Below are 13,496 nucleotides of genomic sequence, written 5' to 3'. Positions count from 1 at the left end.
CTTTATTATATATAGGAATGTTAATCGTAGAGGAATTCGCCAAACTCCGAACGAATGGTTAGCGACTTCTTACCTTCCTCTATACGTCCCACAACTTGCGCCTCGATATTGAAACTCTTACTGATGGCGATTATGCGTTCAGCATGTTCGGGGCACACATATATCTCCATGCGGTGTCCCATATTGAACACCTTATACATCTCTTTCCAATCTGTTCCGCTTTCCGCTTGAATGAGTTTAAACAGCGGTGGCACATCAAACATGTTATCTTTTATCACTCGGCAATCATCGCTAACAAAATGTAGCACCTTTGTTTGTGCACCACCCGTGCAATGCACCATGCCATGAACATGGCTACGCATTTCATCTAGCACCTTGCGAATTACGGGGGCATAGGTTCGGGTGGGTGACAATACCAGCTGACCAACATCAACGCCCAAGCCTTCGATAACATCCGTTAATCGCTTTGTACCACTATACACTAGTTCGTTTGGTACAGCGTGGTCGAATGTTTCGGGATATTTCTCAGCCAGATACTTGTCAAACACATCATGACGAGCACTTGTCAGTCCGTTACTACCCATTCCACCATTGTACGTCTTCTCGTATGTAGCCTGTCCGCACGAAGATAATCCCACGATAACATCACCTGGTCGGATATTCGCATTATCAATAACGTCGCTCCGTTTCATACGACAGGTAACGGTAGAGTCTACGATGATGGTACGAACAAGGTCACCCACGTCGGCCGTTTCACCACCCGTGGCATAAATTCCAACACCCATTTGCCTCAGCTCGGCCAACAATTCGTCGGTGCCATTGATAATGGCCGAAATCACTTCACCAGGAACGAGCATCTTATTACGTCCAATGGTACTCGACACAAGAATATTATCAACCGCTCCCACACAGAGCAAATCGTCGGTGTTCATCACCACCGCATCTTGGGCAATACCTCGCCAAACGTTCAGGTCGCCTGTTTCTTTCCAATAAGCATAGGCCAACGACGACTTCGTTCCTGCCCCATCGGCATGCATGATGTTACAATATGCATCGTCGCCACCTAAAATATCGGGTATGATCTTACAGAAAGCCTGCGGAAAAACGCCCTTATCGATATTCTTAATGGCATTGTGCACGTCTTCTTTTGCAGCACTAACGCCACGCATCATGTAACGGTTGTTCATCTATTTGAGTTTATTTGGGTGATAATATATTGTAAAATTTGGTTGGATTATCTGCAATATGACTTCTTTTCTCGTGCAAGGATGCGCCATCAAGGCCGTCTACGCTATTCTCTTCCATGCCAAAACTCCCAGCTGGCAAAAGCTTGAAGCAGCAGCATCTCGAGTCCGTTCTTGGTAATCGCACCCCGTTCCCTACCCTTTTTCATAAACAGGGTTTCGTCGGGATTGTATATCAGGTCGTAGAGCAGGGTGTGCTGGTCCATCGCTTCGTAGGGAAGCTTTGGGCATTCTTCGGTTCGTGGATACATACCCAGTGGTGTGCAATTAACGATTACATTGTACTCAGCAATCATTTGGGGCGTAACCTCATCGTAAGTGATAACATTGCCCTTACGTGCCGACCTACTTACGAAGCGCGTTTCCAGACCAAGACTTTTCAATCCGTAGTCTATGGCCTTGGCTGCACCGCCCGTTCCTAGTATCAAAGCCTTGTGATGGCCTGGTTCGAGCATCGACTCTATGCTACGCGTAAAGCCAATAACGTCGCTATTAAAGCCTTTCAGATAGGGTTTCGAGCCTTTATAACTCACCCTAATAGCGTTCACCGCCCCTATTGAACGAGCCTCGGGCGATAGTGCGTCAAGGTATTTTATCACCTCTTCCTTATAAGGAATGGTTACATTCAATCCACGCAAGTTGGGCGTCGTGTCGAGTATCTCGGCCAAACTGTCGATGCTTGCAATTTCATAATTCTCATATTCGGCGTCGATACCCTCGTTGTGGAACTTCTCATTGAAGTAACTTATCGAGAAACTATGCCCTAAGGGAAATCCTATAAGTCCGTATTTGTCCATAATGTTCCTGAATGTTCGTATTCAACTTGCCTTTTCTAAATACAACGCAGTACCGGCAATTGGAGTTTTAACAAAGATGTTTACTACTTGGTTGCTAGGTACATGGTGCAGATTCCGAACGTGAGACGTTTGAATTTAACCTCTTCGAAACCTGCTTTTTTGAGAATTCCGACCATCGTTTCGCCTTGCGGAAAGGCTTCGACAGTACTGATGAGATAGCGATAGGCACCCTTATCCTTCGATACTAGGCGTGCATAAAGTGGAAGTATGGTGTGCGAATATATTTTAAAGAGCCACGACATGGGGAAGCGTTTAGGGGCAGAAAGCTCCACTATGCTTAAATGTCCCCCCGTGCGCAACACGCGATGCAGTTCGCGCAAGCAGTTGTCAAGGTCCTTGAAGTTGCGAATGCCAAACGCAGCGGTTACCGCATCGAAACTTTCCGCAGGGAAAGAGAGGTTCATACAGTCTTCTTTCATAAACGAGACCACACTTCCCAATCCAGCCTTCTCCACCTTCTTGCGCCCAATATCCATCATTCCTTCGGAGATATCAGCCCCTATAAGGTGGCTGGGATTAAGCATCTGGGCAGCCAAGATTGCGAAATCGCCCGTTCCTGTGGCAATGTCGAGCATCTGTTGTGGTCTAAACTGCACAAGCTGCCCGATGGCCTTACGTCGCCAACGCTTGTCAATGTCCCAAGAAAGGCGATGGTTCAGCACGTCGTAGGTAGGAGCAATGTTGTCGAACATCTTTTCTACCAACTCGCCCTTATCGCCTTGTTCACCATAGGGTTTTATCTCTTCTTGTTTATACATGGAGGATATGTGCCATTAAATAGGGGGTTATAGATAACACAAAGGATGGCTTTGTTAGGCGTTCGCTCACACTGTCACCCACACTGTTATCCTGAATTGTAACGTTAATTAATTCGAAAGGTCTGAACGAATAAAACGAAACAGTTCTTTCACGCCAGCTCGTTCCACTCCGTAAGGATGCGTCATGCTGCCATGAAAGTCTGTTGCCGCTTACTTTTCTATTTGCCTTTCGCCAAAAATTCCGTTACATTCTTCTCGATACGAGCTGCTAAGTCGGCTTCATCGGCAGCCTTATTAAACGTCTCGCCGGTGATATGTTCGTATAGTTCAATATACCGATTGCTCACCTCTTCAGCGTATTCGTCGGTTATCTCGGGCATAGTTTGACCAGGTTCGTTCATGAAATTGTGCTCAATAAGCCACTGGCGCAAAAATTCCTTCGACAATTGACGCTGCGGTTCGCCCTTTGCCAACTTCTCTTCGTAACCTTCGGCATAGAAATAACGACTTGAATCGGGCGTGTGTATTTCGTCGATGAGATATACTTTACCGTCACGTTTACCAAATTCGTACTTCGTATCTACCAAAATAAGGCCTTGCTTGGCTGCAATTTCCTGACCACGACGGAAGAGTTTCTTGGTATAGTCTTCCATCACTGCATAGTCTTCTGCGCTAACAAGCCCCTGTGCAATGATCTCCTCTTTCGAGATATTGAGGTCGTGCCCTTCGTCGGCCTTAGTCGTTGGCGTAACAATGGGCTCGGGAAAACGTTCATTCTCTTTCATACCATCAGGCAATTTCACGCCGCACAACTCCCTACACCCTTTCTTATATTCACGCCAAGCCGAGCCGGTAAGGATTGAACGAATGATCATCTCTACGCGGAAGCCTTCGCATTTCAGACCTACGGTCACCATGGGATCGGGTGTGGCCAACTTCCAATTAGGGCAGATGTCGGCCGTTAGGTCAAGAAACTTGGCCGCAATTTGGTTCAATACCTGACCTTTAAAAGGGATGCCCTTGGGCAAGATTACGTCGAAAGCCGATATTCTGTCGGTTGCAACCATCACGATTTTGTCACCATCGATGTCATACACATCGCGAACTTTACCATGATATACGCTCTTTTGTCCAGCGAAGTGGAAATCGGTTTGTGTCAATGCTTTCATCTCTATCAATGTTTTTATGATGTATCCTATTCTTTCTCCTTATTTCTTTCTGCCTCGTAATATGCCTCGTAGGCGTTTACGATACGCGTAACAAGCTTATGGCGCACAATATCCTTTTGATCGAACCGCACCGTTGCGATGCCTTTCACATTGTTCAGGATATCCAAAGCCACCCTTAAACCGCTCTTTTGTTCTCTAGGCAGGTCTATTTGGGTTAAGTCACCCGTCACAATCATCTTGGTGTTGGTACCCATACGCGTTAGAAACATCTTTATCTGAGCCATGGTGGTGTTCTGCGCCTCATCTAAAATCACGATGGCATCGGTAAGCGTTCTACCGCGCATAAAGGCCAATGGCGCTATCTGTATGACGTGTTTCTCCATCATATCTTGCAACTTCACGGCTGGAATCATGTCTTCTAGCGCATCATACAGCGGTTGCAGATAAGGGTCAATCTTATCTTTCATATCGCCAGGCAAAAATCCCAGCTTCTCTCCCGCCTCTACTGCTGGCCTACTAAGGATGATCTTCTTGGCCGTTTTTTCTTTTAAGGCCTTCACTGCCAAAGCTATGCTAAGATAAGTTTTACCCGTTCCTGCCGGTCCAACGGCAAACACCAAGTCGTGACGTTCGTATGCGTCCACCAACCGTTGTTGGTTCTCACTCCGACTTTTGATGGGCTTGCCCGTGATGTTATACACAATAACATCTTTTGTGGCATCGGCCTTGGTGCGTTTGCCCTTGATAATGTCGAGAATGTCTTCCTCGTTGATGGCGTTGTATTTAAGGATATGCTTCCTTATATCTTCGGTTTTCTCTTCGAAGGCAGCCATCTCTTCCTCATCTCCCAACACGCGGATCACATTATCACGAGCCACGATGCGCAATTTGGGGAACAGCGACTTAATCATTTGCAGATGACCGTTGTTCACCCCATAAAACATTACAGGGTCGATGTCTTCAAGTACAATATGCTTCTCTACCAATGTCGTAATTCCTAAAATATAATATTAGTGCAAAATTACAAAAAGCTTTCCATAACCCAACACTTTTTTCTATCTTTGTGGCGCAATTAAACGTTTTTCAATGAGATTGACAAAGAACCAGTTTTTAAAGGCTTTCGCTGCGACGGTTGTTTTATTAGCTGTGGTGCGCGCGGTTTTCCCTTCCATCGCCAAACCTGCCGATGCGAAGAAGGGAACCGAAAATAAGGAGCAAGACATCAATGAAGATGCCGAAAGACACGCACATGCCGCAGCACAACCTGTGGACGGAAAGCTGGCCAAACTGAAGTTTTTCAAGGCTGACGGCACACCCGTAAAGAATCGTATACAAAGTGTTCCCAATTATTCGAAAGCTTTTCCCGACCTTAACGACATGCAGTTGGAGGTGGCCAACAAATATGGCGTTAAGCCTGTGGCCGACCGCGAGGAAGCTGAAAATCGAAAAACGGAACTTGTGTATATGGCCAGTAGTCCCTATTATCATGTAGACAAGCTTAATAATAGTGTTCCTTACCTTGTGCCGAGGGCTGCTGTGCTGCTCAACGACATTGGCCGAAACTTCTTCGATAGTCTGCAAATTAAAGGTATTCCACTGCATAAGTTCATCGTTACGAGTGTACTTCGAAGCGAGGCCGACGTGAAAAAGCTACGCGGACACAACGGAAATGCCTCCGAAAACAGCTGTCACAGGTTCGGAACGACATTCGATATCGCCTATAACAGATATAAAACGGTGGAAGCGCCCGATGGTCCTGCACGCCGACAGGTGAGAAACGACACGCTAAAATGGGTAATGAGCGAAGTGCTGAACGACCTACGGCAAAACAATCGCTGCTATATCAAATACGAAGTGAAGCAAGGATGCTTCCACGTCACGGTGCGATAATTTCTGCCATACGGCTATCTCGCCATCCTCCTATATATAATAAGGTATGAAATGAAAACACTCATCGTCGTTCTTGGACCTACAGGTGTGGGTAAAACTGCACTCTGCCTGCATCTTGCCAAGCGTTATGCCGCGCACATTATCAGTGCCGACTCACGCCAAATGTTCGCCGAACTGCCCATTGGTACTGCCGCCGCTACACCCGAAGAGCAACAGCAGGCAGTCCACCACTTTGTTGGCAACCTCAAACTCGACGACTATTATAGCGCGTCGTGCTTCGAGTCAGACACCCTTTCCTTACTCAATCAGCTTTTCACGAACGACGACGTGGCCTTGATGACGGGTGGAAGCATGATGTATATTGATGCACTTTGTTATGGCATAGACGACATTCCAACCGTCGACGATGTAACGCGCCAGCATGTAAAGCAACTTCTCGAACAGCAGGGACTGCCTGCTCTTGTAGACATGCTTAAACAGTTGGACCCCGAGCACTATGATTTAGTTGACAAGCAAAACCCTAGAAGGGTGTGCCATGCGCTCGAAATATGCCTGATGACAGGCAACACATACACTTCGTACCGAAAAAAAGAGCGCAAAACACGTCCCTTCAAGATCATTAAGATTGGCCTAAACCGCCCACGCGAAGAGATGTACGACCGCATTAACCAACGTGTTTTACAGATGATGGCCAACGGATTAGAGCAAGAGGCACGTCGTGTCTATCAGCTACGAGGGCTTAACTCGCTCAACACCGTAGGATATAAGGAGCTGTTCTCCTTTTTCGATGGTACGATCCCTTTAGAGGAGGCCATCCGACAAATACAATCAAACACGCGCAGGTACATGCGCAAACAACTTACGTGGTTTAAGAAAGACCCAGAAATAACGTGGTTTCATCCCGACAACATAGAAGAAATTACAAATTATATCGACACTTTTGTCGGGATAACAGATTAAATACGTAATTTTGCAAAAGGCTAGCCACACATTGTATCTGCCTCACGAGGGTATGAATAGCGTTGCAGCTTATGCCAAACAATAAGAAGAACACAGGCCCTATGCGCCTCCGAGAGCAATCGACAGGACAAAGGCATTGTATTCTCCACCAACCAACAAATGATTATGCGAAAGAAAATCATGCAAGGCGCGCAATGGTGCGCCACCAAGTTAAAGGCATTTTGGAAATGGTACAAAGGCTTATACATTGGCCGCAAGTGGTATTTCAAAACTGGCGTGGCCATTGTTTCGATGTTTGTAGCTTTCTTTGTCTACCTCGGTATGGTAGATATCAACTTCCTTTGGCTCTTCGGCAAGTCGCCAGGATGGTCCACTATCAACAACCCCATATCTGCGCAGGCATCCGAAATATATAGTGCCGACGGAAAACTCATTGGCAAGTATTTCAATGAGAACCGTACGCCAGTTAACTACGGCGACGTTAACCCTGTATTTTGGAATACACTTATCGACACCGAAGACGAGCGCTTTTACAGCCACTGGGGTGTAGACCCCATCGGAATGTTTGCTGCCGCTAAGGATGCCATTGCCAAAGGTGATGGCCGTGGTGCGTCTACCATCACCCAACAGCTGGCTAAAAACCTTTTTAGGGTACGTACAGAATATTCCACTGGCCTGCTCGGAAAAATCCCTGGCATACGTATGCTCATCATGAAAACCAAAGAATGGATCATTGCCACAAAGTTGGAAATGAGCTACGATAAGAACACCATTCTCAGCATGTATGCCAACACCGTGGATTTTGGATCCTCGGCATACGGTATTAAGACTGCTTGCAAAACCTATTTCAACATAACGCCCAAAGAGTTGACAGCAGCACAGTCGGCTACTCTTGTCGGTATGCTCAAGGCAACAACCACATATAACCCCATAACACATCCCGAAAACAGTTTAAAGAGGCGCAATACCGTGTTAGCCAACATGGTTAGGCGTGGCCATCTCAGTCAAGCCGTCTACGATTCGCTGTCGCAAACGCCCCTTAGACTAAAGTATAACGTTGAAACCAACTACGACGGACAGGCCAATTATTTTAGGGAGGCGGTAGCCGATTACCTCAAAGACTGGTGCGAAGCTAATGGTTACGACCTCTACACCAGTGGTTTGAAGATATATACCACCCTTGATACCCGCATGCAAAAATACGCCGAAGACGCTGCAACCAAGCAGATGCGGCAGGTTCAGCAAAACTTCAAGAACCATTGGGGAAAAAATGACCCATGGATTGACGAGCGCGGAAGGGTGATACCCGATTTCATTGAAGGCATTGCACGCAAACAGCCCGTGTATAATTGGCTATTGGAGAAGTTCCCTAACCAACCAGACTCCATCACTTATTATCTCAATAAGCCACATAACGTAAAGCTTTTCGACTACGCTAAAGGCACAATCGAGATGAATATCTCAACAATGGACTCCATTCGCTATATGGTTCGGTTCATGCACTGCGCCTTCGTGGCGATGGAACCACAAACAGGAGCAGTGAAGGCATGGGTTGGCGACATCAATTTCAATTCGTGGAAGTATGATAAAGTTAAGGCGATGCGCCAACCAGGCTCAACCTTTAAGCTTTTTGTATATACCGAGGCCATGAACCAAGGTCTTACACCATGCGACAAACGCCGCGACGAATATATCTCGATGCAGGTGTACGACAAGAAGAAACAAGAGGTAGTTACATGGACTCCCTCTAATGCCAATGGCTCATTCTCGGGCGACTCAATGCCATTAAAGGCGGCTTTCGCCAAAAGTATCAACTCGGTTGCCGTGCGTTTAGGACAAGAAATGGGTATCAAACGTATCATCGAAACGGCCGAGAAGATGGGAATTAAAAGCCCATTGGAAGATGCGCCATCACTGGCACTTGGTTCGAGCGACGTCAACCTGCTCGAACTGACCAACGCCTATTGCACAATCGCGAACGATGGTATGCACCACGCCCCCGTACTTGTTACCCGAATAGAAGATAAAGACGGCCGAGAGGTGTTCCTTGGTCCTGCTACTTCAGAACAGGCGGTACCTTATAAGACTGCCTTCCTTGTGCAACGACTACTGATGGGCGGTATGCGCGAACCCGGTGGAACGTCTCAAAGCCTATGGGGATATGTTGGCGATTTCAAAGATACCGACTTTGGTGGTAAGACTGGTACGTCTAACAACCACTCCGATGCATGGTTCATGGCCGTTAGTCCTAAGCTCGTGGTGGGCGCTTGGGTTGGTGGCGAATACCGAAGTATTCACTTCCGTACGGGTGCTTTGGGACAAGGCAGCCGAACGGCACTACCCATCTGTGGGTATTTCTTACAGTCGGTGTTCCGCGATCCTGCCTTTAAACAATATCATGGCAGGTTCGGAAAGCCACGAGATGCAGACATAACGGGCGACATGTACCTATGCGACAGTTACTATCCGCGGGCTAAAAACGACACAACAGAAACCGACAGCACAGGAGGCGAGGGCATCCTCATTCTTGATGGCAATGGAAATCCAATCCGAGACATCACGCCAGGTGATCTCGTTCCCTCCGAACAGGGAACGGAGAAAAAACGAACGCGACCCACCGAACAGCCCCTAAACCTCGATGAGCTATAACATGGCATGACCCCATCACGCCATTGCACGCTTCATCTTGCAACTAATGCCCGACGGATTTCGCCCACAAGCATCCGTCACCTTATGATTTTCTATTCTGATTGCCGTGTCAAATGCGTTTCATACCAACAGGACTAGATTATACGGTGAAAGACAAGTCAACACAGATAGACTTTGATTAAACCATCCTAAGACAGATTTGACAAAACAACGTGAATACTGATACGCCCAGCCAAATAGATTTAGAGAACGAGGAGATGCAAAAGGCACTCCAAATTATACAGTTTACCCGTCGCTCGCTCTTCCTTACGGGAAAGGCGGGCACGGGTAAATCCACGTTTATGCGCCACATCGCGGCCACCATCAAGAAAAAGCACATCATCTTGGCACCAACGGGTATCGCTGCCATCAATGCTGGTGGAAGCACCCTGCACAGCTTTTTCAAACTGCCTTTCCACCCTTTACTACCCACCGACAAACGCTATTCTGCACGCAACATTCGCGATACGCTGAAATATAATGGTGAAAAAACGAAATTGCTACGCGAGGTTGAGCTAATCATTATCGATGAAATCTCAATGGTTAGGGCAGACATCATCGACTTTATCGACAAGGTGCTGCGTATCTATAACCGCAACATGCGCGAGCCTTTCGGTGGAAAACAACTGCTATTGGTTGGCGATATCTACCAGCTTGAACCTGTTATTAAAGAAGACGAACGACAACTGCTGCGTCCATTTTACCCCTCTTGCTTCTTCTTCGATGCCCACGTATTCAGAGAAATGCAACTTATTGCCGTGGAATTGAAGAAGGTTTACAGGCAAAGAGATGCTCAATTCATCTCCCTACTCGACCATATACGCACTTCGCAGGTATCGGATACCGACCTGCGACTACTAAATGCGCGGGTAAACGCCGAAATTGGCACAGAAGAAGGGCGCTTGTCTATCACGTTGTCGGGGCGTAGAGACACCGTAGACTACATCAACGAAAAGCAGCTTAACACCCTACCCAACCAACCTACAATATTCTATGGTCACATCGAGGGCGAGTTTCCTGAGAGCAGTTTACCCACACCTATCGAATTGGAGGTAAAAACAGGTGCGCAGGTACTATTCATCAAGAACGATAAGGAACGTAGATGGGTGAACGGTACACTAGGAACAATCATCGGATTTGGTGATGAAGAAGACGGCATCATATACGTGCGAACCGAAGACGGACGGGATTTCGACGTGGAAAGGGAGATCTGGTCGAACGTGCGATACACCTTCAACGAGAATGAACAAAAAATTGAAGAGGAGGAGATAGGCAGCTATCAACAATTTCCGCTTCGTTTAGCGTGGGCCATTACTGTGCACAAAAGTCAAGGACTCACCTTTAACAACGTCAAGATAGACTTCACTGGCGGGGTATTCGCAGGTGGACAAACTTACGTAGCCCTATCACGTTGCACCTCGTTGCAGGGCATCAGTCTGCAAGAACCTATCCGCCGAGAAAACATTTTCGTGCGAACAGAGGTCACCAACTTCGCCCGAAACTACAACAATCTCAATATCATCAACTCTGCCTTACAAGAAAGTAAGGCGGATAAGCAATATGCCGACGCCATGGTCGCCTTCGACAAGGGCGACATGCAAGCCACCATCGACAACTTTTTTCTAGCAATCCACAGCCGTTACGATATTGAGAAGCCTGCTGCCAAAAGGCTTATCCGCAAAAAGCTGAACAGCGTTAACATGCTAAAACAACAACTTGCGGAAGCCCATGCCTTAGAAGCACAACGCTCTGAACAACTGAAACGCCTAGCCACCGAATACACCTTGCTGGGCAAGGAGTCGGAAAAGGAGGGCATGCCACAAGCGGCCATCAGGAATTACGAGAAAGCATTGGAGCTATGGCCCGAGTTACCCGAAGCCAAACGCAAATTGAAGAAATTAAAAAAGGCGAGAAATTAACTTCCACCCGGCATTATTGAAGTAGATATTTATCATGCAAACGCAGTTTTGCAGATAGTGCGCCCACTTCACCAACGTCCTATCCACAACTCCGCGATTTAAATTATAACTCGCTTTGAACCATTGTCTTCCCCACTGTTGACGACATTTTATCCTAAACTTGCATAGACATTGATAGGCAATTGATAATAAACAAGTTACCAATTTATAGGATTTCATCATGATACTAACATTTAGCTGTTTTGTTACATCTTACATGTAACAACCGCTCTAGCCATAAATTCTTTACCCGCCAAATCTTGTTCAAAAGTCAAGACCTCTTCCCGAACTCGCCAATTAACCCTTCCGTCATTCGCATTTTCATCGTTCCGAGAATGCGCATTCTAAGCCCTGATGATGCATTATTACATTAACCGCCGTGTTATATATGTTTTGGACACCTGTTCCATATCATCCGGAATAATGTTCCAGTTGAATTGGAACACTATTCCAACTTAGCTGGAACAGGGTTCCAACTAAGCTACAACAAGGCGTGAGTTTAAAAAGCTCACTACAATAGCTTATCGGGCGGGGAATTAAAGATGGCGTTTGAAGATAGGAAGGGGGAGTTGTTGGCGGCGATAGGCTATGGAAAGAGCCGCCTAGATACTGCCAAACTAGCATTAAACGATGCGGGAATTCGGCACAAGATACGATGCTTTTCTGAACAAGATTAGATAAAAAACGAATGGTAATCTCATCATCTAGAGCTACGCGGTAGTTTACATAACGAATTTCTACGCGAGTTCGGAATAAGATACCATGCTTTTTAAGCAAGATTAGATAAAAAACGAATGGCTATCTCACCAACTACCGCATAGCGGTTGGTCCGTTGGTAGGGCAAGGTTGCGAACAAAGTGAGCTACCCTGCCTTGCAGATGGAATAATAAAACAAGGCCGTAGGTCTTGGTCTTTTTACGTTTACCACATTTGTTGTCTAGTCGATAGACGGATACGAGGGCAAATGCTATTGATGAAGAACATTGTTTTTAGCCATTCGTGTCCCACAAGCAGATAGTCCAAATGTAAAAAGACCAAGGCCTTCGGCCTAGCTTTTCCCACGTACGGCTTAGGCCGCGTAGGTCGCTATTGCTCTCAACGCTGCCCTACCAACGGACCAACCGCTACGCGGTAGTTGGCATAATGAGTGGCTCTTATCCCAAACTCGTGTAATTTCTCTTATTCCGAACTCACTATACATAATAAATAACTAACTTTGTAACCTAGAAATAAAAGTATGACCTAACGCCATTATCCGCATCGAATAGACAGTTATTGGAGAAGGGTCACTCGTTATATGTTTTATACCGTGAATGAAAATGGTTGAATGCCTACCACTATTACGCACCATTATAGACTGCAATATAACCAATAATATTTTAATACGAAGTGTACATGATAGCAAAAGTATGTAGTAAATCATTATTCGTACTAGCGATTAGCTTTGCCCTTATGACAGCCTGTTCTTCTCATAATGGCAGAAGACTTGAATGCTTTGAAGTAACAAACAGACAGTTAAAGGCCATTGTTAATACCATGATGCAACAGGTTTTCACGGAAAACACCAAAGATAAGGTTGCTGTACTTGACATTGTACAAGAGGACTCGACCACTAAATTTGTTTTTTCATTTCAAAATAAGCACCGCTTACGAGAAAAATACATTGCGTATAAAGGCAGGCGCATAGTAGGATATATCAGCCAAAACAATCGTGATTTGATTGTGCTAACCAATATCCACATTATCACGAAATTGCAAGAAACCCTTGAACCGCTGATGGAACCCACAGACAAAATTAAGGATTTTGACTTTCTATCCACAGACAACCAATTGTACTACGATGCTGAAACAAAAGGATGGAAGAGTTTCGAAACGATATACGAGCCTTTCTTGGTTGAGTATCAACTAAAAGATGGCCACTTTTCACAGCCAACAATGAAAAGATAACATAACAATCCCTCCTCTCTTATAT

General features: G+C 46.1%; 10 protein-coding genes. 5 read left to right on the top strand and 5 right to left on the bottom strand.

Going from position 1 to position 13,496, the window contains the following annotated elements; genetic code table 11:
- Window positions 1–20: 20 nt before the first annotated feature.
- From F453_RS0107350 to F453_RS0107330, 5 genes are all read right to left on the bottom strand, one after another.
- Window positions 21–1,187, bottom strand: coding sequence for an AIR synthase-related protein (locus F453_RS0107350; protein ID WP_018967443.1), 1,167 nt, complete (start codon window positions 1,185–1,187; stop codon window positions 21–23).
- A gap of 104 nt (window positions 1,188–1,291) precedes the next feature.
- The gene (locus F453_RS0107345) at window positions 1,292–2,041 is read right to left on the bottom strand and encodes a shikimate dehydrogenase family protein (protein WP_018967442.1); all 750 of its coding nucleotides are present in this window, start codon (window positions 2,039–2,041) and stop codon (window positions 1,292–1,294) included.
- An 83-nt stretch (window positions 2,042–2,124) separates the two neighbouring features.
- Window positions 2,125–2,859, bottom strand: a complete 735-nt coding sequence (gene ubiE, locus F453_RS0107340) for a bifunctional demethylmenaquinone methyltransferase/2-methoxy-6-polyprenyl-1,4-benzoquinol methylase UbiE (protein ID WP_018967441.1) — start codon at window positions 2,857–2,859, stop codon at window positions 2,125–2,127.
- A gap of 218 nt (window positions 2,860–3,077) precedes the next feature.
- Window positions 3,078–4,028 carry a phosphoribosylaminoimidazolesuccinocarboxamide synthase gene (locus F453_RS0107335; protein WP_018967440.1) on the bottom strand — a complete coding sequence of 317 codons (951 nt, stop codon included), beginning with the start codon at window positions 4,026–4,028 and terminating at the stop codon, window positions 3,078–3,080.
- A gap of 26 nt (window positions 4,029–4,054) precedes the next feature.
- Window positions 4,055–5,014 (bottom strand): PhoH family protein, encoded by a 960-nt coding sequence (locus F453_RS0107330; RefSeq protein WP_018967439.1) that lies wholly within the window; start codon window positions 5,012–5,014, stop codon window positions 4,055–4,057.
- A gap of 100 nt (window positions 5,015–5,114) precedes the next feature.
- Here F453_RS0107330 and F453_RS0107325 point away from each other — a divergent pair, with 100 nt between their 5' ends.
- The 5 genes from F453_RS0107325 (at window position 5,115) to F453_RS0107300 (ending at window position 13,471) form a co-directional block, all read left to right on the top strand.
- Window positions 5,115–5,918, top strand: coding sequence for a DUF5715 family protein (locus tag F453_RS0107325; protein ID WP_018967438.1), 804 nt, complete (start codon window positions 5,115–5,117; stop codon window positions 5,916–5,918).
- 51 nt (window positions 5,919–5,969) lie between these two features.
- A complete protein-coding gene (gene miaA, locus F453_RS0107320; RefSeq protein WP_018967437.1) occupies window positions 5,970–6,878 on the top strand; it encodes a tRNA (adenosine(37)-N6)-dimethylallyltransferase MiaA in 909 nt (302 codons plus the stop codon).
- A gap of 159 nt (window positions 6,879–7,037) precedes the next feature.
- Entirely contained in the window at window positions 7,038–9,527 is a 2,490-nt protein-coding gene (locus F453_RS0107315) for a transglycosylase domain-containing protein (protein ID WP_018967436.1), read from the top strand.
- A gap of 257 nt (window positions 9,528–9,784) precedes the next feature.
- Window positions 9,785–11,485, top strand: a complete 1,701-nt coding sequence (locus F453_RS0107310) for an ATP-dependent DNA helicase (protein WP_018967435.1) — start codon at window positions 9,785–9,787, stop codon at window positions 11,483–11,485.
- 1,434 nt (window positions 11,486–12,919) lie between these two features.
- Entirely contained in the window at window positions 12,920–13,471 is a 552-nt protein-coding gene (locus F453_RS0107300; RefSeq protein WP_234398528.1) for a hypothetical protein, read from the top strand.
- Window positions 13,472–13,496: the final 25 nt, after the last annotated feature.

The organism is Hoylesella loescheii DSM 19665 = JCM 12249 = ATCC 15930, from assembly GCF_000378085.1.
GTDB lineage: Bacteria > Bacteroidota > Bacteroidia > Bacteroidales > Bacteroidaceae > Prevotella > Prevotella loescheii.
This window is presented reverse-complemented; position numbering and strand designations above follow the sequence as displayed.